This is a genomic window from Streptomyces sp. NPDC048389 (assembly GCF_040706335.1).
Lineage (GTDB): Bacteria > Actinomycetota > Actinomycetes > Streptomycetales > Streptomycetaceae > Streptomyces.
Genome location: NZ_JBEZKP010000052.1, coordinates 1 through 19865 on the forward strand (window position 1 = coordinate 1; position 19865 = coordinate 19865).

Genomic DNA, 19865 nt, shown 5'->3' on the forward strand with positions numbered 1-19865 from the left:
GAACCATCGAGGGCAACCGCATGAAAGCCATGCCCGGAGTCTCTGGGTCTCTGGACCTTACGACGGCCCGTCCAACCCACGAACAAGGTAGGACCACATGACCCACGCCGAGTACGACCAGCACGCCGCCGACTTCCTGCGCACCGTCCAGGCGGAACGCGCCGACCACACGGGCACGACAACCGCCGCCTGAGCCACTGTCGTACCCCTGTGCCACACTGCTCCCCGGCACTCGACTGGTCCCGGTCGACGCTTCACAACCGGCCTGCCTCGCCACTGTCGAGGCAGGCCGGCCGCGTTCCTGCTGGACAAGATCGGCCGTTAGCGTGAACATGGAGCCAGTAGCACACCTGTGCCCATAGCTACCCTGCGCCGTAATCGCCGGGAGTCGCGCCCCGGCACCGCAGCCCCGGACCACCCAGGCCCGGGGCTGCGGTACGTCACGAACGGGGGGGTGCACGTGGCCGAGCAGCTCTACAACGGCACCCAGGCCGCCGAACTCGCCACCACCTGGCGCCGCATACGCAGCGCCGACGCCGCCGCCGTCACCCGCCCCGCCATCTGCAACTGGCGCACCCGCGGCCACCTCCCCGTCGCCGGCCTCGACGAACACGGCCGCCCCCTCTACCGCCTCGCCGACCTCGCCCACGCCGAAAAAGCCACCCGCCCCCGCGCACTGCGCCTCGTCGGCATCACCACCCCATAGCCCCCGCTGCCCGGCGATGGGATCGGAGAGATCTCCTCGTGCGGGGGTAACCGCCCTCCGTGAGTGCTAGCGGCGTCCGGGCAGCGGGACCGAACACTCCGTCACAGACCCATCACAAGAGCCCCATACGCGCCCGTAGGCACGCGGGCCACCACCAGCCTGGCCGGATGCGATTCCGACACACCACCGCGCTCACCGCGGCCGCACTCCTCACCCTCACCGCCTGCAGCAGCGGCGACGGCAAGCCCCTCGACACGAGCGCCGCAGTCATGTGCGAGGACTTCGTCAAGCAGCGCCTCAAGTCCCCCGGCACCGCCGAGTTTCCCGGCGTCATGGACAGCGAGTACGCCAAGACCACCGTCCTGAGCGACACCAAGCCCTGGAAGTACAAGGTCGTCGGTGTGGTCGACAGCCAGAACGGGTTCGGGGCCACCGTCCGCAGCAACTACAGCTGCACCGTGTCCACCAAGGACAACGACACCTGGACCCTCGACGACATGGACCTCACCCAACGCTGACCCATCAGACCACTCCCGGGGACGGAGTGGTGGGGAGAAAGCCGCCCGGGGAACCCACGCCCCGGGCGGTACCCCACCCACAGGAGGTGACCATGCCCTCCCGCGCGCCACGCCCCTGCACCACAGGAAGCTGCTCAGGCACGCCCGTGCAGGGCAGCGCCAAGTGCGCCGACTGCCTGGCCCGCTCACGCCGTGACCGCCCTTCAGCGACAGCCCAGGGCTACGACGCCGAGCACCGCGACCGCTTCCGCACGGGCGTCCTCGAGCGTGACCCCGCCTGCGTGTGCACCGAGCAGGGCCACAGCCACGGCTCGCCGTGCGGCGCGCGCAGCGAACAGGCCGACCACTACCCGCTGTCCAAGCGCGAGCTCCGCCGCCGCGGCCTGGACGAGCACCACCCCAACTACGGCCGCGGCCTCTGCGCCTCGTGCCACGCCAGGTCGACCGGGAAGCAGCAGCCGGCCGGCTGGGCAGCCGCACCCCGCGAGCCGGACGTCCCGCCGTTCTGACGGAGCGTGACGACGGTGACGGGGGGAGGGGGCCTCAAATTTCTGGCCCCGGGGACCCTCGGAACGCGGGGGGGAGCCCCCTCTCGCGCTGACGAAACTCCGGAACCGCCGTACCAGCGCGGCCGCCGTAACCGTGTGTGACCGACCGGGGGTGATCATGAGCAGGCCAGGGCGACCCAGCAAGCCGACGAACCTGAAGGTCCTGCACGGCGACCGCAAGGACCGGATCAACAACGACGAGCCGCAGCCCGACGCCGGCGAGATCCTCCCGCCCGGCTGGCTCAGCGACGACGCCCTCGAGGTGTGGGAGCAGTTCGCCGGCGACCTCGAGGCCAAGCGGGTGCTGACGCCGTGGGACACCGAGGCGTTCGCCAACTGGTGCGACGCCGTGGCCCGCCGCCGCGACGCCGCCGCGCACGTCGACGAGGAGGGCGCTGTCGTCGAGCTGCCGGTGTTCAACAAGAACGGCGAGGAGACCGGCCATCGCCGCGCGAAGAACCCGTGGCTCCTGGCGCTCGACGCCGCGGACGCCCAGGTCCAGCGCTACGGCGCCCGCTTCGGTCTCACGCCCAGCGACCGTGCGCAGCTGAAGATCCCCAACCAGGGCGAGGGGAAGGGCGCGGAGCGGCTGCTGTCCTGACGCGGGGAGGGCGCCATGGCTGCTCGGACCACCACCCGGCCCACCACCCGCAAGCCAGCCAAGGCCCGGCCCGCGCGGCGTACGCGCACCGTCCGCGTCGACCACCACAAGCGGTGGCGGCCCGCCAGCCGGCGCGGCGGCGTGTGCGGCTACACCCTCGACGGCAAGACGTGCACCCGGCGCGGCGCGCACTACTGCGAGCCCCGCGCGGACAAGGTCGTCGCGTTCTTCGCCGAGCTGCTCATCCACCCCGCCGGCGCGCTGGCCAACACCCGCTTCGAGCTCGCGCCGTGGCAGGAACACGAGATCATCCGCCCCCTGTTCGGGGAAGTGATCTGGTCGCAGCAGTGGGGGCGGTACGTCCGCCGCTACACCCGCGCCACGGTCGTCATGGGCCGCAAGAACGGCAAGTCCGCGCTGCTGTCCGGGATCGCTCTCTACATGCTGTGCGCGGACGGCGAGGAGTCCGCCGAGGTGTACGGCGCGGCCGCGAACACCCGCCAGGCGGGCAAGGTGTTCGAGCCCGCCACCAAGATGGTGAAGAAGTCGCCGGTGCTCGCCGAGCGGCTGACGCACATCAAGAACCAGCGGCGCCTGGTCGATGAGAAGACCGGCAGCCACTACGAGGTCATCCCGGCCGACGCCGATGTCGAGCTGGGCCACAACCCCCACGCGTTCATCCTCGACGAGGTCCTGTCACAGCCGGACGACTCGCTGTGGACGGCCATGCGCACGGCCGCGGGCGCCCGCGTGCAGCCGCTGATGCTGGCCATCACCACCGAGACCAAGGACGGCGCGTCGTTCGGCGCGGACTTCATCGACGAGGCCGACCGCGTCCTCGAGGACCCGGCCCGGGCGCCGCACCACTTCGTGTTCGTGCGCAAGACGCCGCGCACGGTCGACGAGCTCGAGCGGCTGTGGCGGCTGTTCCCCGCCCGCCCCGAGCTGCCCGTCTCGCTGGACCCGTGGGACGAGCGGAACTGGGCCTGGGCCAACCCCGCACTCGGGAACTTCCTGTCCATCGCGTCGCTGCGGGAAGAGGCCGAGGAAGCCAGCAAGAGCGCCGCGGCCGAGAACGGGTTCCGCCAGTTCCGGCTGAACCAGCGCGTCAGCCAGGTGACGCGCTGGATCTCGATGGACCTGTGGAACGCGTGCACGCGGGAGATCGCCCCTACACCGGACTGGGTCCGGGACCGGCTGAAGGGCGAGCGCTGCTGGGGCGGACTCGACCTGTCCAGCAAGTTGGACCTGACCGCGTTCACGCTGCTGTTCCCTGACGGCTCCGTGCTGTGGCGGTTCTGGGTACCGGAGTCCATCACCCCCGTCCTCAGCGACCACACCAACGGACGGTTCGAGGAGTGGGTGCGGGACGGCTGGGTCACCGAGACCGACGGCGACACGATCGACTACGACCGGATCTACGACGACATCGAGGCCGACCACAACGCCTTCAAGATCGTCAACATCGGCTACGACAAATGGTCGGGTGAGCCCGTACGGCAGGCGATCACCAAGCGCACGCGGCTGAAGATGATCGAGTCGGACACCACGTACCTGCGCATGACCGCGCCCATGAGCGAGCTCATGCGCCGCCTGAAGGCTTCCGAGCTCGCGCACTTCGGCAACCCCGTCGCGCGGTGGATGGCCGACTGCGTCGAGAAGAAGAGCCCCCGCGACGACCCGGACCGGCTGCGGCCGGTCAAGCCCGACCGCGACAAGACCGGCAAGCGCATCGACGGCATCCCCTCGCTGCTGTTCGCCGTCGACGGCGCGATGCGCGGCATGCCCAAGCCCAGTGTGTACGAGAGCCAGGGCATGGCCCTGTGACCCCAATCGGAGGTGACGGGTGGACCGGTGGGACGTCCTCGCGCTGCTCGGGATCGTGTTCCTCGGCTCAGGGCTGTGGCTGATCGCCCCGTGGCTCGGCCTGACCGTCGTGGGCGGCGCGCTCCTCGTCGTCGGCCTGGGCGGTTCCGTCTACGCGGAGAAGGCGGCCGCCCGCCAAGAACTCATCGACGCGAAGAGGGGCAGGTGACGCGCGATGGGCATGCTGCGCTCCGCAGTCCGCACGGTCGCCCGGGCCTCAGCCGGCCCGCTGTCCGGGATCGCCACCCCGGAGAAGTGGGTCGTCGACTGGTTCACCGGCAACATGGCCAACTCTGCCGGCGTCCGCGTCGACTACGACACGGCCATGATGTACGCGCCGTTCTTCGCCGGCGTCCGCGTCATCGCCGAGGACCTCGGCCTGCTCCCCCTGTTCCTCTACGAGCGGATGCGACGCGGCAAGCAGCGCGCCACCGGCCACCCGCTGTACCCGCTGCTGCACGACGCCCCCAACGACATGATGGGCGCAATGGCCTTCAAGGAGGCCCTGCAGGGCCACGCCATCACCTGGGGCCGCGGCGTCGCCTACGTCGTCACCCACGAACGCACCGGGGTCGTCGAGGAACTGTGGCCGCTGCGCCCGGACCGGGTGCGGATCAAGGTCCGGCAGATGGGCAAGGGCCGCGCCGAGCGGTGGGTGCAGTACCGCGACGACGAGAACGGCATCTACGCCAACCTCGCCCCGGGCGAATTCCTGTGCATCAACGGCCTCGGCGACGACGGCGTCACCGGCTACTCCGTCGTCGAGCTCGCCGCGAACTCCATCGGCCTGGGCCTGGCCACCGAGCACTACGGCGCCAAGACGTTCTCCAACGGCAGCGCGCCGGCCGGCGCGCTGACCCACCCGGAGAACCTGTCCCCCGAGGCGCGCAAGCGCATGGCGGACGACTGGGAGAACATCCACCGCGGCATCGACCGCGCACACCGCGTCGCGATCCTCGAGGAAGGCGTCACCTGGCAGGCCGTCGGCCTGCCCAACGACGCCAACCAGTTCCTCGAGACGCGCAAGCTCCAGGTCACCGACATGGCCCGCTGGCTCCGCCTGCCCCCGCACAAGATCGGCGACCTCGACCGGGCCACCTTCAGCAACATCGAAGAGCAGCAGATCGACTACATCAGCTCGGCGCTCAGCGCGTGGCTGACCCGCTGGGAACAGGCCATCCTCACCCAGCTGCTGCTGCCCGAGGAGCGGGCCCGCTACTTCCCCGAGCACCTGGTCGACGCGCTCCTGCGCGGCAACACCGCAGCCCGCTACGCCGCGTACGCGATCGGCCGCCAGTGGGGCTGGCTGTCCGCCAACGACGTCCGCGAGCGAGAGAACATGAACCCCGTCTCCGGCGGCGACGCCTACCTCGTCCCCCTCAACATGGTCCCCGCCGACGGGGGCCAGGCCGTCGAGGAGGACGACTCCCGCGCGGCGGTGCGCCGGTATGCCCGGATGCTGCGCGGCCGCGGCATCAACGCCCGCGAGCGGATCGCCGAGGCGTGGGCGCCGAAGATCGAGGAGGCGGATCAGGAGATCGCCGACCTCGAGCGGGAGAAGGTCGGCGCCCTGGTCGACGAGCACCTCGACACCGGCGACCGCGGCCGCCGGTCGACGTCCGCCTTCCTCGCCGCCCTGTCGGTGCTGTACGCGGAGGACGGGCCGATCGCCGCGGCGATGACCGCGCTGTGGCTGCCGATCATGACCGCGTTCGCCGCCGATGTCGCCGAGGACGCCGCCGAAGAGGTCGGCCACGAGGACGACGTCGACCTGTCGACATGGGCACACGCGTACACGCTGTCCCACATCGCCTACCGGCTCGCCTCGAGCTTCGGACAGCTCCGCAACAAGACCGAAGCCGCGGACACCCAGGAGGACGCCGCGGCCGCCGTCGTCCGGCGGCTCGTCAAGTGGCAGGAGGAACGGGCCGCGCAGACCGCCCGTTGGGAGTCCAGTCAGCTACCGAACGCCGCGGCGCGCGAGACGTGGAAAGAGGCCGGCGTACGGAAGCTGAAGTGGGTCGCGCAGGGTTCGAAGAACTGCCCGTACTGCACGAAGCTCGACGGCCGGACAGTCGGCATCGAGACCCCGTTCATCGCCAAGGGCGACGAGGTCGAAGGCGACGACGGCGAAGCCCTCAAGGCCAAGCGGAACACCTTCCACCCGCCCGTACACGCGGGCTGCGACTGCCAGGTGGTGCCCGTTGTCAGCGACTGAAGCGACTGGCCCTTCCGAGGAGTTCCTGCGCGGCTGGCGTGAGGGCTACGGCGCCGGCCGCGACGACGAGGCCGCCGGCGGCCCACTGCGCAACGGGGTGGATGGCTGCTGGTGCTGCGGGAGCCGCTTCGTCGACGCGAGCGGCTGGTGTGACACCTGCCTCGGCCGCAGCCATCACCTCGAGCCGTGGCCGCCGCAACGCCCACGGCAAGCGCAGTCGCCGCGTGACCGGCAGATACGAAACCCCGGGAGGGACCGATGAAGGGCCAGCGGCACTACCTGCGCGGCTACGTCCAGCGCGCCGACGACGACGGCCAGGGCGACGACGCGGCGGGCAAGCCGCTGACGATCGTCGCCGCCACCGAGGGCCGCAAGGGCGACGGCCTGAACCTCACCATGAAGGGCGCCGAGCTCGGCCGCTTCCATGCCAACCCCGTCGTCGGCTACGGGCACTCCTACTGGGGCCGTGACGGGCTACCGATCGGCCGCTCCGACAAGACCTGGATCGACGGCGACGCCCTGAAGATGGACGTCGTCTTCGACCAGGACGACGACTTCGCCCGCAAGGTCGAACGCAAGTACCGCAACAAGATCATGAACGCGTTCTCCATCGGCTTCGACGTCTGGAACATCGCCGACGACGGCACCCCCGAGGGCTGGGAGCTGTTCGAGGTGTCCGCAGTGCCGCTGCCGATGGACCCCAACGCGATCGTCGAGTCCGGCCGCGACGACCAGCTGGCCCTCGTCCGCCACCTCGCCGGCGACCGGCCGGACGCCGAGACCTTCGCCCAGGCCGTCATGGACCACCTCGCCACCCTGCAGACCGGCGGGCACGGGCGCGCGGGCGCGGTGCTGTCGAAGAAGAACAAGCAGCTCGTGCAGAACGCGGCCACCGCGCTGCAGGAGCTCCTCGACGCCGCCGGCGGAACCGACGACGACGGCACGGACGACGAGGCCCGCGCGCGCCACGAGGCGCGGCTGCTGCGCCTGGCCGGCCTGCACCGCAACTGACTTCCGCCCCCGCACCGCGGGCGGCACCACCCACACCCAGGAGGGGACGGAGAGATGACGGCTCTGAAGATCCGTGAGCTGAAGGCCCAGCGCAGCAAGCTGAGCCACGAGGCCACGGCGATCATGCAGACGGCCACCGACGCCAGCCGCGCGATGACGCCGGAAGAGGAGACCAAGTTCGACGCGGTGATGGCGGAGCGGGACCAGCTCGACTCCACGATCGAGCGCGCCGAGCGGCTCCTGGACGACGACCGCCAGGGCGTCGACGACATCCCGGACGACGGCCGCCCGGACACCCGCAACAGCGAGGCCCAGACGGCCGCGTGGAACGCCTACCTGCGCAACGGCCGCGCCGGGCTGAGCGCGGACCACGCGCGCGCCCTGAACGCGGGCAACGACCCCGAGGGCGGATTCCTCGTCGCCCCGGAGCAGTTCGTCAACCAGCTACTCGCCGACGTCGACGACATGATGCCGATCCGCGGGCTGGCCACCGTGCAGCGCCTCACCATGGCCGAGTCCCTCGGCGTGCCGACCCGGGACGCCGACCTCGACGACGCCGAGTGGACGTCCGAGGTCGGCACCGGAAGCCAGGACGACGCCCTCAGGTTCGGCAAGCGGGAGCTGCGCCCGCACCCCCTCGCCAAGCGGGTCAAGATCTCCCGCACCCTGCTGCGCAAGGGCACGATGTCGCCCGAGGCGATCGTGCGCGAGCGGATGGCGTACCGGCACGGCACCGCGCAGGAGAACGCGTTCATGACGGGCGACGGCAACCAGAAGCCGCTCGGTCTGTTCACCGTCGGCAACGCGGACCTCGGCGGCATCACCACCAGCCGGGACGTGGACGTGCCCACCGACGGCACGAACTTCGTGCACAACAGCACGGACGGGTTCGCGGCGGACGCCCTGATCGACGCCAAGTACACCCTGAAGAGCCAGTACCACCGGCGCGCGCGGTGGCTGTTCCACCGGCTGGTCCTCGCAGAGGTCCGCAAGATCAAGGACGCCAACGACCAGTACATCTGGAAGGCCGGCCTCGGCGACGCCCAGGACACCATCCTCGAGATCCCCTACGTCCTGTCGGAGTTCGCGCCGTCGACGATGGCGGACAACGACTACATCGGGATGCTCGGGGACTTCTCCTTCTACTGGGTCGTCGACGCCCTGCAGTTCGAGATCCAGCGCCTGATCGAGCTGTACGCAGAGACCAACCAGGTCGGGTTCATCGGCCGGATGGAGTCCGACGCGATGCCCGTGCTGGAGGAGCCGTTCGTCCGGCTGCAGTCCAACGACACCGTCGCCTGATCCTGGCCCGTTCTGACCGAACCGATCGGCCCCCGGGGCCGGGAAGGACCCCATCCCATGCGTAATGACATCAAGAACCATCTGACTGTGGAGCAGTCGCTCGCCCCGGCGAGCCGAACGGCCGCGGTCGACGGCACGGGGGTGGACCTGGCGGGCTTCGATGCCGCCATGGTCGTCATCGACGCCGGTGCCTCCGGCGGCACGACCCCGTCGTTCACCTTCGAGGTGGAGGACTCGGACGACGACTCGACGTACGCCGCGGTGGCAGCCGCCGACCTGGACGGCACCGAGCCGGTCATCACCGGCGCGAACGACGAGGCGGTCTACACGCTCGGCTACCACGGCATCAAGCGGTACCTGCGGGTCGCGATCACCGCGGTTTCGGGCACGAGCCCCACGCTGCTCTGCTCGGCCAGCGTGGTGCGCGGGAAGGGCCGGGTGAAGCCGTAATGCGTGTCGAGTTCACCCGCACCGTCGCCAACCCCTCGCTGAGCGCACGGGCCGGAGAGATCAAGGACGTGCCCGAGGCCGAGGCTGTGAAGCGGATCGAGGCCGGCCACGCCGTCGCCGTCGACCAGCCCAGGACGCGGCTGCGTGACCGGCTCCCGGGCCTGCGCAAGCAGCAGGCCAAGGCCGAGTCCAAGGCGCCGGAGGAGGACAAGCCGCTGGACAAGCTTACGGTCGAGCAGCTCCGGGCCTACGCCGAGGAGCAGGACATCTCGCTGCCGGAGAAGGCCAGGAAGGACGAGCTCCTCAAGGTCATCGGCGAGGCCCTCGAGGAGCGCGAGGGCACGGAGCAGTGAGGGGGGTGAGGTGCCGTGGCGTACGCCACCGCCGATGAGCTGCGGCTGTTCCTGCGGCACCTGGGCGCGTTCACCGACGACGAGACCGCGACGGCCGAGCTCCTCATCGACCTCGCCGCAGGCGAGATCGACGACGTCACCGGGCAGCCGCTGGAGCAGTCCACGAACACCGAGACCCTGGACTCGCCCACCCGGCAGGCCCCGTGGCCCCAGGCCCCGGGGACCGGCTCGCACACGCTGATCCTGCCGCGCTGGCCGGTCACCGACGTCACCTCCGTCACCCTGCTCAATGACGACGAGGATGACGAGGTCCTCGAGGTCGGCAAGGACCACGACTTCACGTGGTCCGCGGCCGGCACTCTCACCCGCGTCAACGGCTGGTGGCCCACCCACGACCAGTCCGTCCAGGTCGTCTACACGGCCGGCTACGCCACCATCCCCGCCGGGGTGAAACGCATCGTGCTGCGGATGGCGGCCGCAGCCTGGGGCAACCCGACGCTCCTCGCGTCGGAGTCCCTCGGCGACCACTCCCGCAGCTTCTCCGCGGAGGCGCTCGGCATGGTCCTGTCGGAGAAGGACAAGAAGACCCTCGGCCTGTACCGGGCCCGCACATGATCGGGCACTGGCTGAACCGGGAGCTTCAGGTGTGGCGGCCGCAGACCGAGCCGGACGGCGCCGGCGGCCAGACCACGACCCACGTGCAGCAGCCCGACGACGTGCGGGCCAAGGTCGACCAGCCCAGCACGGCGGAGCGGGTGCTCGCGGCGCAGGCCGAGAGCCGCCACACCCACAGCGTCTACCTCCTGCCGGACGCGGACGTGCGGCGCGGGGACGAGCTGCGCGACGCCGGCAGCGGCGAGGTGTGGCGGGTGCTGTCCGTGCTCAGCCCGTCCAGCACCCGCTACCGCAAGGCCGAGACCCAACTCATTCAGGCAGAAGGAGAGAACGATGGCTGATCTGACTGTCGTCGACGTCCCCGTCGACGACGGCGTGGCCGACGTGGCCGGCGCAGCAGTCGCCGCGGGCGCGGGAGGGGACACCGTCCCCGTCGGCCCGCACCATTTCCTGTACGTCAACAACGCGGACGCCAGCCCGCACACCGCCACGGTGGCGACGCCCGGCACGGTCAAGGGCCACGCCATCGGGGACGCCGCACTCGTGGTGGCCGCGGGGGACCACGGGATCCTGCCGCTCGCGGACGTCTACCGCGGGGCGAACGGCCGCGCCTCGATCACCTACGACGCCGTCACCTCCGTGACCGTCGCCGTGTTCGAGCTCGGCCGGTGATCGCCGAGGAGACGCCGCGGCCGCGGCGGCCGTTCGTGGCCAGCGAAGCGCACGAATGCAAGGAACACGCCGAGAACCCGGAACTGCCCGCCGATCAGCGGCTGGTGTGGGCACAGCTGGCGGTCGCCGCCGAGCTCCGCATCATCCGCAAGCATCTCCGGAAGGGATGACGGCTCGTGGCGATTCCCGGCCTGATCCAGATCATCCGCAGGGGCGGCTTCGCCCACGTGTTCGTCGACGGCGAGGAGTTCCCCTACGCCCTGCCGCGGGACACCGACGTGGTGGTGGCGGTCAACCCCGACGACAGGCCCACGGTGACGCTCACCCTCACGGCGCACCGGATCGAAGTGATCAACGACATCGAGATGGGAGGTGGGGACGATGGCGCGGTCGGGGGCAACGGTGCGGATCAGCGGGATCGAGCGGCTGAAAGGCCGGCTCGAGGACCTGCCGGAGGAAATCCGCGAGGCGCTGGCGAGAGCGGTGAAGGAATCCGCGGAGGCCGTCCAGAGTGACACCAAGCGCGATGTGCGCATCGACGAGCGGGGCCTGATCGACAACGTCGACATCCGCTACGACGAGGACGGCCTGATCGCCACCGTGGGCTGGTTCGAGGACGAGCACTACTACGCCCGCTACCACGAGTTCGGCACCCGCCGCTTTCCCGCGCAGCCCGCGCTCCACCCGGCGCTCGAGGCCGAGCGGTCCCGCTACCGGGCGAGGCTGACCGAAGAGGTCCGGCGGGTGCTGCGGTGAGCACCCCCACCCCTGGCACGGCGATACCGGCCGTGCAGGTCGCGGTGCACGGGGCGTTGACTGGCGACGCCGTGCTGATGGATCTGATCACCGGTGTGTTCGATCACCTGCCGGAGGACCAGGCGTACCCGTACGTCGTGATCGGCGAGGCGACCGAGAGCCCGGACAACGCGCACGACCGGCACGGCAACCAGACCACGGTCACGCTGCACGTGTGGTCGCAGTATCGCGGCTACACCCAGGCCCTGACGATCGCCGCCCGGATCATCCAGGTCCTGGACCACACGGCGCTGAGCATCGCGGGCCACCGCCACGTCGTCACCCGCTACGAATCCAGTCAGACCCTGACCGACCCCGAACCCCCCGGGGACATCCGGCACGTGCCGATGCGGTTCCGGATCGTCAGCGAAGTCGACCCCGCATAACCGACTGAAGAACGAGGAGGAACCATGGCTGGCACTGATGCCTTCGGCACGCAGCTGAAGCGGGACACCACCGGCGCGGGCGTGTTCGCGACGGTCGCGAACGTCTCCGACATCTCGGGGCCGGACCGCTCCCGGGAGGCGCTCGAGGTCACCGCCCACGACTCGCCGGACCAGTACCGGGAGTTCGTCAAGGGCCTCAAGGACGGCGGGGAGGTCGCGATCACGATCAACTACAACCCCGGTGAGACCACGCACGAGGACCTCGACTCCGACTTCGAGGAAGACGACCTGCGCGACTACCAGGTGGTGATCCTCCCCGGTGAGGCTGATGAGCACACCTGGGATTTCTCCGGCCTGATCACCGGTATCAGCGACGCCTTCCCGCACGACGACAAGATGGAACGCGAGGTCACCTTCAAGATCTCCGGCAAGCCGGTCCTGACCGCGACGGGCTGAGGACGAGGAAGAGCGCATCATGAAACTGATGACGAAGGCCCAGATCAACGCGGCGGTGGACCGCAAGTGGGAAGACCTTCACGTTCCCGAGTGGGGCGAGGACGCCTATGTGCGGATCATGGAGCTCACCGCTGCGGACCGCGGCTACATCGAGGCCGGCTCCGTCGTCGCGCAGGGGCAGAACCCCACGCTGAAGGTGGAGTCGCTCAAGACGTACCGCGAGAAGCTCGTGGCGTTCGGCCTGGTCGACGAGAACTTCGAGCGGCTGTACTCCAACAAGGAGATCGCGGACCTGGGCAAGAAGTCCGGCAAGGTCATCCAGCGTCTGGCCGCCAAGGTCCAGGAACTGTCGGGCATGGGCCAGGGCGCGGTGAAGGAAGCCGAGGGAAACTCCGACGCCGCCCCGGGCGACTCTTCCGATTCCGACTAGCGGAGCACCTCGGGATGACCGTGGCCGACCTGGATTCCCGGCTGTCCTCGTACGAGCTGACCGAGTGGATGGCGTTCGAGAAAATCACCGGTCCCCTCGGCAGACGGAGACACGACATTCAGGCGGCCACTATCGCGGCCACCATTGCGAATTCCAGTCGGGGCAAGAAGGGCAAGAAGTTCAAGATGGCGGACTTCCTGATCCCCTACGGCGAAGAGCGGAAGAGCCCGCAGCAGATGCTCGAAGCGATCAAGGGCATCAACCGGGCGATGGGGGGTGAAGAGCGTGGCGGCCGACCTGACCGTTGAAATCGATGCCGACATGGGCAACACCGCGTCCACGATCGGCGACGCCACCACCAGTCTCGACGACCTCGGGGACAGCGCCGCCGCTGCGAGCTCCGATCTCGGCAACGCGGAGGGCGAGGCCCAGGGGCTCGGCAGCCGGATGGACGCGATGGGCGCCGGCGCGCTCGGGGCGTCGGCAGCACTGGCCGATGTCGGCGCCATCGCGCAGACCGCGTCCGACCTGTGGAACATCGGCGAGCGCCGGGCGGACGACCTGTCCCGTGCACAGAACGCGATCACCCAGGCCTCGCTCGACATGGAGCAGGCGACGCTGGACGCAGCTCAGGCGCAGATCGACATCAACCAGGCTCAGCAGGACGGCGTCCAGTCCGGCATCGACCTGGAGCAGGCTCTGCTCGACCAGAAGGTCGCTCAGGAGGACTACAACGACGCGGTCGAGGAATTCGGTGCGGATTCCCTGGAGGCCCAGCAGGCGTCCATCGACCTGAAGCAGGCCGATGCCGACGCCAAGCAGGCCAAGCTGGACGCCACGCAGGCAACGGAGGATCTGAAGCAGGCGCAGACCGACGGCAAGCAGGCTGCCCTTGACGGCAAGGAGGCGCAGCTGGACCTCAACGAGGCCCAGCGCAACGTCGTCGGTCCGTCCGTGATGAGCTCATGGCTCGGCGTCGCCTCGTCGGTGGCGTCGGTCCTGTTCGGTCTGGTCGGCACGTTCGCGCTCCTCGGCGGCGGCATGCTCGCGACCGCTGGGACCGCTGTGGCGACGGCAGCAACGACTGCGTTCGCCTGGATCAGTTCGTGGATCACGATGGCCGCCGCAGCCACGATGAACGCTCTGAGGATGGCCGCTGCCTGGCTGATCGCCATGGGTCCGATCGGTCTGATCATCGCCGCCGTGGTCGGACTTGTCGCCCTGATCATCGCCAACTGGGACACGATCAAGGCGTGGACGATCAAAATCTTCCATGCCGTCTGGAGCTGGCTGAAGGGTCTCTGGGACGACATCGTCGGCATGATCGGCGCGGCCATCGGATTCGTCAAGCGCATCTTCTTCGACTTCTCGCCGCTCGGGATCATCATCAAGAACTGGGGAGCGATCACCGGCTGGATCAAGCGGCAGTGGGACAACATCTCGGGCCTGGTGTCCCGCGCGGTCGGCCGGATCGGCGGATTCTTCTCCGGCATGTGGGGCGGAATCACCCAAGGGCTGAAATCCGCCCTGAACGGCGCCATCGGACTGATCAACAGCGGCATCGGCGGAATCAACACGCTCATTTCCGGAGCCAACCGGGTCCCGGGAATCAGCATCCCGTTCATTCCGTATATTCCATTTCTCGCAGAGGGCGGCATCACCACCGGACCCACCCTCGCCATGATCGGTGAAGGCGCCGAGCAGGAAGCCGTGCTCCCGCTCAGCAAGCTCCAAAGCCTGCTGAACTCGACCGGCGGCAACGGATACCAGCACATCGTCCTGGACGTCACCGGCGGCGAAGACGCGTTCGTCGACTTCTTCAAGTCCGTGGTCCGCAACGTGGGCAACGGCAGCGTCATCGAACTCGCAGAGGGGTGAGGTGAATCGTGGTCAGTCTTCCGCCCGGCGTCACCGCCGAGATCAAAGTCGACGGCGCCTGGCAGGCGCTGCCCGTGCGCACGGGCACGCCGGTGACGCTCTCGCGTGGCGCGTCGTCCGAGGGCAGCAGGACCCAGCCGGGCAAGGCCGGCCTGTCCGTCGACAACCGGGACGGCGAGTACAGCCCGCACAACCCGAACAGTTCGCTCTTCGGGAAGATCGGCCGCAACACCCGCTTCCGGGTCGGCGTCCACGCGGGCACTCCGGACCTGGCCGTGACCGCCGCCGGGGACCGCGCCACCACCCCCGATGCCGCGTCGCTGGACATCACCGGCGACATCGACGTCCGGGTGGAGGTGTCGCTGGACGACTGGAATCCCACCGAGGCCGTGGAGCTCGCGGGCAAGTACGACTTCGGCGCCGACGAGCGGTCGTGGCTGCTGTTCGTCGGCGGCACCAACCGGGAACTGATCCTGCGCTGGTCCGCGGACGGCGTCGCTAACCATCAGTTCGGGTCCACCGAGCCGATCCCCGTGCCGCAGTCGGGGCGCATCGCTCTGCGCTCCACGCTGGACGTCGACAACGGGGCAGGCGGGCGATCGGTAACGCACTACACCGCGCCCAGCATCGACGGGCCGTGGACGCAGCTGGGCACCGCCAGCAGCGGGGGCAGTGTCTCCTCGATCCACTCCGGTACCGCGCCGCTGGACGTCGGCGACGTCGAAGGATCCGGCGCGGGCGTGCTCTTCCCTCCGGCCGGCCGCATCTACGCCTTCCAGCTGTACGACGGCATCGACGGCACCCCGGTCGCGGACGTCGACTTCACCGCACAGACGCTGGGTGACACGGAGTTCACGGATGATGCGGGCCTGACCTGGACCCTCGAAGGCGCCGCAGAGATCACCGACCGCAAGAACCGGATGACCGGCGAGATCCCCGCCTGGCCGCCGCGGCGTGACCTGTCCGGCCGGAATGTTCGCACGAACATCAGCCCCGCGGGGATCCTGCGCCGTCTCGGGCAAGGCAACACGCCACTCCAGTCCGTGTTGCGGCGGGAGATGACCGCCCCCGGGCGGACCGCGGCCATCGCGTACTGGCCCTGCGAGGACGGCGAGAGCGCCACCTCGATCGCCTCCGCGCTCGGCAGCACACCCATGGCCGTCACCGGTGAACCCGAGCTGGCCTCCTTCGACGGCTTCGCCTGCTCCGACCTCATCCCGGTACTGACCTCCGGCTCCTCCCTCTCCGGCGTCGTGCCCTCCCACACCGCGACCGGCGAAACACAGGTCCGCTGGCTCATGCACGTCGATGCCGGCGGAGGCCCCGACGGGGAGCGGCTGCTCAGCGTGTCGACCAGCGGGACCGCAGCCCGCTGGGACATCACCTACCACGCCGGCGGCGCCCTGCAGCTGACCGCGTACGACGGCGACGGCGCTCTCCTCGAGGACACCGGCAACGTGGCCTTCGCCGTGGACGGCGAGCTGCTGCGCGTGGGCCTGGAGCTCACCCAGGACGGCGCCGACATCGACTACACCCTGGTCACCCTGGAAGTCGACGCCCCGGCGGGCACTGCCTTCTCCGGCACGGTCACCGGTGAAACCTTCGGCCGCGTCGGCAGCGTCCTCTTCGCCCCGGACAAGACCGTGACCGACGTCGCCGTCGGCCACCTCGCGGTCTACGACACGATCACCACCATCTTCGACCTGAAAAACCAGCTCGACGCCCACAACGGAGAAGCGGCCGGCCGGCGGATCGAGCGGCTGTGCGAGGAGAACGAGATCCCGTTCAGCGTCGGCGACCCCGACGGCCTGGACGACACGCAGCCCATGGGCCGCCAGCGCATCGCGACACTCATGAAACTGCTGCAGGACTGCGCCGCCGCCGACCGCGGGTTCCTCCTCGAGCAGCGCGACACCCTGGGCCTGACCTACCGGGGCCGCACGACGCTGTACAACCAGGAGCCGGTCTTCACCCTCAATTTCGCCGACGGGGTGGTCGGCGCGCCGTTCGAGATGACGGACGACGACAAGCTCACCGAGAACGACGTCACCGTCAAGCGGGAAGGCGGCTCCGAAGCCAGGGCCGTCCTGGAGTCCGGGGCGCTGTCCGTCCAGGATCCGCCGGACGGGGTGGGCCGCGGCTACGACGTGCAGCACACCCTGAACCTCGAGAAGGACCAGCAGGCCGAGCCGATGGCGTTCTGGCTGCTGCACCTGGGAACGTTCGAGGGCCTGCGCTACACCAAGGTCACCGTCGACCTGGCCAACGAGCGGGTCTTCGCGATGATCGACGACATCCTCCGCGCCGACGTGGGCGACAAGATCCGGCTCACCAACCTGCCGGACGACCTGCCGCCCGACGACGTGGACCTGATCATCCGCGGCCAGTCGGAGCAGATCGGCGAGGACGTGTGGCGCATCACGTTCAACTGCGCCCCCGGCGAGCCCTACACCGTGGCCACGGTCGCCGCGGACGACCCGGCGGACGACGGCGCGGCGGTCCGCGCCGACACCGACGGCAGCGAGCTCGCCGAGGCCGCCGTCGCCGCCGGCACGGAGTTCATCGTCCACACACCCGAAAGCAGGTGGGTCACCAGCGGCGGATTGGACCCCACGGACGACGACGATCTGCCCTTCGATGTGCGCCTCGGCGGGGAGGCCGTCACCGCGACGGCGATCACTCCGCTGGCGTGGGACGCCTTCGGCCGCGTCGAGACGGACACGTGGGGGGACGCCGACTCCGGGCACACCTGGGCCGCGGCCGGCGGCGTCGCGTCCGACCGGAGCGTGGACGGCTCGAGCGGGGTCATCACCCTGCAGGCCGACCCGGGCACGATCCGCTTCCAGCAGATCATCGAGACCGTCGCCGACTGCCAGATCCTCGTCAGCATCACCCCGGACCAGCTGGCCACCGGCGCGGCCTTCCTGCCCGCGGTGCTGCTGCGGGCGTCCGGCGACTACTACCGCTGCCGCCTGGTCCTGGGCACCGACGGCTCCGTCAGCATGCAGGTGACGCGCGTCGTCACCCAGGTCGGTGATACCGCCACCACCCCCTACACCTACAGCGCCGGCACCAAGCTGTGGCTGCGGGTCCGCATCGACGGGCAGCGCGTCCGCGGCAGGGTCTGGCCGGACGGCGGGAGCGAGCCCGGGGCGTGGCTGATCGACGAAACGGTGGAGACCGATCCGATCGACTCCGGCGCCGTCGGCCTGACCGGATCGGCGTTCGCCACCAACTCGAACACCAACCCCGCCTTCGCCTACGACGACTTCGAGGTGATCACCCCGCAGCGGTGGACCGTCACCCGCTCCGTCAACGGCATCGAGAAGTCGCAGAGCGCGGGTGCGGACATCCGCCTCGCGCAGCCCGCCATCACCGCCCTGTAGGAGGGACCGCATGCCTGACACTATCCCCGCCGGGCAGCGCATCACCGCGGAAAGGTGGAACAGCCGCGCGCCCGTGCTCAAGAACTACACGGCGATCAACGCGAACACCAGCACGACGACCACCACCGAGGTCACGGCGATCACCACGCCGAGCCTCACGTTCGAGACTGGCCGGGCCTACCGGATCACGTACAAGGGGCTGGTCAACTCCAGTGTCTCGGGCGACACCGTGCGGCTGCGGGTGCACCTGACGGACAACGCCGGCATCACCTGCATCGACTCCATGAACTCCGGTGTGGCCCCCATCAACGGCAACGGCGGAAACGGTCTTTTCAACTTCGACAACATCGTCACGAACACGACGGGCGCGGACATCACCGAGCCGCTGATCGGCACCTACAACCGGCAGTCCGGATCAGGCAACGTGCTGATCGCTGCCAGCGCTACGCACGCCGCCTACCTCGAAGTGTGGGACGTCGGACCCGCCTCCGACTTCCCCGGCGCCACCGCCCTCAGCTGACCCGCCCGACCGCCGCCCCGCGCCTGCCGGCCGGGGCGTTCGCCATGCCCGAAGGAGGGCCGTCATGAAGCTCGTCCGCCGCTCCGCATGGGGCGCGCCCGCCTCCTCCCCGGCCGCCCCGCTGCCCCGCGCCCGCGGAGTGAAGGTCCATTGGCTCGGCGGCCCGTACGCCGTAGGAGTGCACTCCGGGTGCGCTGCGAAGGTCCGCGCCATCCGCGCCGCGCACCTGGCCCATGCGACCGAGAACTACATCGACATCGCCTACAACGCGATCGCCTGCCCCCACGGTCACGTCTTCGAGGGCCGCGGCGCCGGCCGCCGCTCCGGGGCGAACGGCAACCTGACGCTCAACACCGGGCATTATGCGGTGCTCGCCCTGCACGGCACGACGACCGGCCCACCGGGAGACATGCTGCTGCACGCCCTCGCCGACGCGATCGGATGGCTGCAGGCCGAAGGCGCCGGCGACGAGGTCCTCGGCCACCGCGACGGCCACAACACCCAGTGCCCCGGCGACGACCTGTATGCCTGGGTACGCGCGGGTGCACCGCGGCCCGGCGGCGAGCTGCCGCAGGGCGGCCACGGGGCACGCGTCCCGCTGCCGCCGCCGCGCTACCAGGTCACGATCGACGGCCTGGCGTACGGGCACGGCGCCCGGGGCGAGCACGTCACCGCCGTCGGCCGCGCGCTCGTCGCGGCCGGCCACGGCGACCACTACCGCGTGGGGCCCGGGCCGACCTGGTCGGACGCGGACACCCTCAACTACGCCTCCTGGCAACGGTCGCTCGGCTACAGCGGCGCGGACGCGGACGGAGTGCCCGGGAAGTCGTCCCTGCGCCTCCTCCTCGGCGACCTGCCCACCAGCCGGCCCGTAGTGGACCTGTCCCGGCTGGTCACGGCCGCCAGGAGCGACCCCGCCCACCTCGGCAGGCCGATCACCTACCCCGCCGTGCGGGTGGTCGAGAACGCCCTCGTCGCCGAAGGGCTCCTCAACACCCGCTACGCCGACGGGCACTACGGCACCGCCACCGTCGACGCCTACGCGGGCTGGCAGCGCCGCTGCGGCTACCGCGGCCAGGACGCGGACGGCATCCCCGGCAAGGACTCGCTGCGCCGCCTCGGCGCGCGGCACGGCTTCGACGTGAAGGACTGAT

The 19865-nt window shown here is 70.1% G+C and carries 24 protein-coding genes; all 24 read left to right on the forward strand.

Going from position 1 to position 19865, the window contains the following annotated elements; genetic code table 11:
* The first annotated feature begins 460 nt into the window (after positions 1-460).
* The 24 genes from AB0903_RS27290 to AB0903_RS27405 all read left to right on the forward strand — a co-directional run bounded on the left by AB0903_RS27290 (position 461) and on the right by AB0903_RS27405 (position 19864).
* Positions 461-706, forward strand: coding sequence for a MerR family transcriptional regulator (locus tag AB0903_RS27290; RefSeq protein ID WP_366707200.1), 246 nt, complete (start codon positions 461-463; stop codon positions 704-706).
* Positions 707-873: 167 nt separating this feature from the next.
* A complete protein-coding gene (locus AB0903_RS27295; protein ID WP_366707202.1) occupies positions 874-1224 on the forward strand; it encodes a hypothetical protein in 351 nt (116 codons plus the stop codon).
* Positions 1225-1316: 92 nt separating this feature from the next.
* A complete protein-coding gene (locus AB0903_RS27300; protein ID WP_366707204.1) occupies positions 1317-1733 on the forward strand; it encodes a holin in 417 nt (138 codons plus the stop codon).
* A 157-nt stretch (positions 1734-1890) separates the two neighbouring features.
* Complete coding sequence (locus tag AB0903_RS27305; protein ID WP_366707206.1) at positions 1891-2373, forward strand: phage terminase small subunit P27 family; 483 nt, start codon at positions 1891-1893, stop codon at positions 2371-2373.
* Between the two features lie 15 nt (positions 2374-2388).
* Positions 2389-4200: a terminase TerL endonuclease subunit gene (locus tag AB0903_RS27310; RefSeq protein WP_366707208.1), complete on the forward strand. Its 1812-nt coding sequence runs from the start codon at positions 2389-2391 to the stop codon at positions 4198-4200.
* Positions 4201-4219: 19 nt separating this feature from the next.
* The gene (locus AB0903_RS27315) at positions 4220-4408 is read left to right on the forward strand and encodes a hypothetical protein (RefSeq protein ID WP_366707210.1); all 189 of its coding nucleotides are present in this window, start codon (positions 4220-4222) and stop codon (positions 4406-4408) included.
* Between the two features lie 12 nt (positions 4409-4420).
* On the forward strand, positions 4421-6457 hold the full coding sequence (locus AB0903_RS27320) for a phage portal protein (RefSeq protein ID WP_366707212.1): 2037 nt from the start codon (positions 4421-4423) through the stop codon (positions 6455-6457).
* Positions 6458-6715: 258 nt separating this feature from the next.
* The gene (locus tag AB0903_RS27325) at positions 6716-7468 is read left to right on the forward strand and encodes a hypothetical protein (RefSeq protein ID WP_366707214.1); all 753 of its coding nucleotides are present in this window, start codon (positions 6716-6718) and stop codon (positions 7466-7468) included.
* Between the two features lie 54 nt (positions 7469-7522).
* Complete coding sequence (locus AB0903_RS27330; RefSeq protein ID WP_366707215.1) at positions 7523-8770, forward strand: phage major capsid protein; 1248 nt, start codon at positions 7523-7525, stop codon at positions 8768-8770.
* A gap of 57 nt (positions 8771-8827) precedes the next feature.
* The gene (locus AB0903_RS27335; RefSeq protein ID WP_366707217.1) at positions 8828-9220 is read left to right on the forward strand and encodes a hypothetical protein; all 393 of its coding nucleotides are present in this window, start codon (positions 8828-8830) and stop codon (positions 9218-9220) included.
* On the forward strand, positions 9220-9573 hold the full coding sequence (locus tag AB0903_RS27340) for a hypothetical protein (protein ID WP_366707219.1): 354 nt from the start codon (positions 9220-9222) through the stop codon (positions 9571-9573). The genes AB0903_RS27335 and AB0903_RS27340 overlap by 1 nt, the downstream gene beginning before the upstream one ends.
* A 15-nt stretch (positions 9574-9588) precedes the next feature.
* Entirely contained in the window at positions 9589-10188 is a 600-nt protein-coding gene (locus AB0903_RS27345; RefSeq protein WP_366707221.1) for a hypothetical protein, read from the forward strand.
* Positions 10185-10529 carry a head-tail adaptor protein gene (locus tag AB0903_RS27350; protein WP_366707223.1) on the forward strand — a complete coding sequence of 115 codons (345 nt, stop codon included), beginning with the start codon at positions 10185-10187 and terminating at the stop codon, positions 10527-10529. The genes AB0903_RS27345 and AB0903_RS27350 overlap by 4 nt, the downstream gene beginning before the upstream one ends.
* Positions 10522-10860 carry a hypothetical protein gene (locus tag AB0903_RS27355; protein ID WP_366707225.1) on the forward strand — a complete coding sequence of 113 codons (339 nt, stop codon included), beginning with the start codon at positions 10522-10524 and terminating at the stop codon, positions 10858-10860. The genes AB0903_RS27350 and AB0903_RS27355 overlap by 8 nt, the downstream gene beginning before the upstream one ends.
* The gene (locus AB0903_RS27360) at positions 10857-11030 is read left to right on the forward strand and encodes a hypothetical protein (protein ID WP_366707227.1); all 174 of its coding nucleotides are present in this window, start codon (positions 10857-10859) and stop codon (positions 11028-11030) included. The genes AB0903_RS27355 and AB0903_RS27360 overlap by 4 nt, the downstream gene beginning before the upstream one ends.
* 211 nt (positions 11031-11241) lie before the next feature.
* Positions 11242-11616: an HK97-gp10 family putative phage morphogenesis protein gene (locus AB0903_RS27365; RefSeq protein ID WP_366707229.1), complete on the forward strand. Its 375-nt coding sequence runs from the start codon at positions 11242-11244 to the stop codon at positions 11614-11616.
* Positions 11613-12041, forward strand: coding sequence for a DUF3168 domain-containing protein (locus tag AB0903_RS27370; RefSeq protein WP_366707231.1), 429 nt, complete (start codon positions 11613-11615; stop codon positions 12039-12041). Before AB0903_RS27365 ends, AB0903_RS27370 begins: the two co-directional genes overlap by 4 nt.
* A 24-nt stretch (positions 12042-12065) precedes the next feature.
* The gene (locus AB0903_RS27375; RefSeq protein ID WP_366707233.1) at positions 12066-12497 is read left to right on the forward strand and encodes a phage tail tube protein; all 432 of its coding nucleotides are present in this window, start codon (positions 12066-12068) and stop codon (positions 12495-12497) included.
* 19 nt (positions 12498-12516) lie between these two features.
* The gene (locus AB0903_RS27380; RefSeq protein ID WP_366707235.1) at positions 12517-12927 is read left to right on the forward strand and encodes a hypothetical protein; all 411 of its coding nucleotides are present in this window, start codon (positions 12517-12519) and stop codon (positions 12925-12927) included.
* Positions 12928-12941: 14 nt separating this feature from the next.
* On the forward strand, positions 12942-13235 hold the full coding sequence (locus tag AB0903_RS27385; RefSeq protein ID WP_366707237.1) for a DUF4035 domain-containing protein: 294 nt from the start codon (positions 12942-12944) through the stop codon (positions 13233-13235).
* Positions 13213-14805, forward strand: coding sequence for a hypothetical protein (locus AB0903_RS27390; RefSeq protein ID WP_366707239.1), 1593 nt, complete (start codon positions 13213-13215; stop codon positions 14803-14805). Before AB0903_RS27385 ends, AB0903_RS27390 begins: the two co-directional genes overlap by 23 nt.
* Before the next feature lie 8 nt (positions 14806-14813).
* Positions 14814-18191: a hypothetical protein gene (locus tag AB0903_RS27395; protein ID WP_366707241.1), complete on the forward strand. Its 3378-nt coding sequence runs from the start codon at positions 14814-14816 to the stop codon at positions 18189-18191.
* Between the two features lie 10 nt (positions 18192-18201).
* Entirely contained in the window at positions 18202-18711 is a 510-nt protein-coding gene (locus AB0903_RS27400; protein WP_366707243.1) for a hypothetical protein, read from the forward strand.
* Positions 18712-18775: 64 nt separating this feature from the next.
* The gene (locus AB0903_RS27405; RefSeq protein WP_366707245.1) at positions 18776-19864 is read left to right on the forward strand and encodes a peptidoglycan-binding protein; all 1089 of its coding nucleotides are present in this window, start codon (positions 18776-18778) and stop codon (positions 19862-19864) included.
* The last annotated feature ends 1 nt before the right edge of the window (position 19865 follow it).

What these genes read in the sequence shown, in the direction of transcription:
- AB0903_RS27295 (WP_366707202.1), top strand. Translation starts at nt 874, where the DNA reads ATGCGATTCCGACACACCACCGCGCTCACCGCGGCCGCACTCCTCACC.
- AB0903_RS27300 (WP_366707204.1), top strand. Translation starts at nt 1,317, where the DNA reads ATGCCCTCCCGCGCGCCACGCCCCTGCACCACAGGAAGCTGCTCAGGC.
- AB0903_RS27305 (WP_366707206.1), top strand. Translation starts at nt 1,891, where the DNA reads ATGAGCAGGCCAGGGCGACCCAGCAAGCCGACGAACCTGAAGGTCCTG.
- AB0903_RS27310 (WP_366707208.1), top strand. Translation starts at nt 2,389, where the DNA reads ATGGCTGCTCGGACCACCACCCGGCCCACCACCCGCAAGCCAGCCAAG.
- AB0903_RS27320 (WP_366707212.1), top strand. Translation starts at nt 4,421, where the DNA reads ATGCTGCGCTCCGCAGTCCGCACGGTCGCCCGGGCCTCAGCCGGCCCG.
- AB0903_RS27325 (WP_366707214.1), top strand. Translation starts at nt 6,716, where the DNA reads ATGAAGGGCCAGCGGCACTACCTGCGCGGCTACGTCCAGCGCGCCGAC.
- AB0903_RS27330 (WP_366707215.1), top strand. Translation starts at nt 7,523, where the DNA reads ATGACGGCTCTGAAGATCCGTGAGCTGAAGGCCCAGCGCAGCAAGCTG.
- AB0903_RS27335 (WP_366707217.1), top strand. Translation starts at nt 8,828, where the DNA reads ATGCGTAATGACATCAAGAACCATCTGACTGTGGAGCAGTCGCTCGCC.
- AB0903_RS27340 (WP_366707219.1), top strand. Translation starts at nt 9,220, where the DNA reads ATGCGTGTCGAGTTCACCCGCACCGTCGCCAACCCCTCGCTGAGCGCA.
- AB0903_RS27350 (WP_366707223.1), top strand. Translation starts at nt 10,185, where the DNA reads ATGATCGGGCACTGGCTGAACCGGGAGCTTCAGGTGTGGCGGCCGCAG.
- AB0903_RS27355 (WP_366707225.1), top strand. Translation starts at nt 10,522, where the DNA reads ATGGCTGATCTGACTGTCGTCGACGTCCCCGTCGACGACGGCGTGGCC.
- AB0903_RS27365 (WP_366707229.1), top strand. Translation starts at nt 11,242, where the DNA reads ATGGCGCGGTCGGGGGCAACGGTGCGGATCAGCGGGATCGAGCGGCTG.
- AB0903_RS27375 (WP_366707233.1), top strand. Translation starts at nt 12,066, where the DNA reads ATGGCTGGCACTGATGCCTTCGGCACGCAGCTGAAGCGGGACACCACC.
- AB0903_RS27380 (WP_366707235.1), top strand. Translation starts at nt 12,517, where the DNA reads ATGAAACTGATGACGAAGGCCCAGATCAACGCGGCGGTGGACCGCAAG.
- AB0903_RS27385 (WP_366707237.1), top strand. Translation starts at nt 12,942, where the DNA reads ATGACCGTGGCCGACCTGGATTCCCGGCTGTCCTCGTACGAGCTGACC.
- AB0903_RS27400 (WP_366707243.1), top strand. Translation starts at nt 18,202, where the DNA reads ATGCCTGACACTATCCCCGCCGGGCAGCGCATCACCGCGGAAAGGTGG.
- AB0903_RS27405 (WP_366707245.1), top strand. Translation starts at nt 18,776, where the DNA reads ATGAAGCTCGTCCGCCGCTCCGCATGGGGCGCGCCCGCCTCCTCCCCG.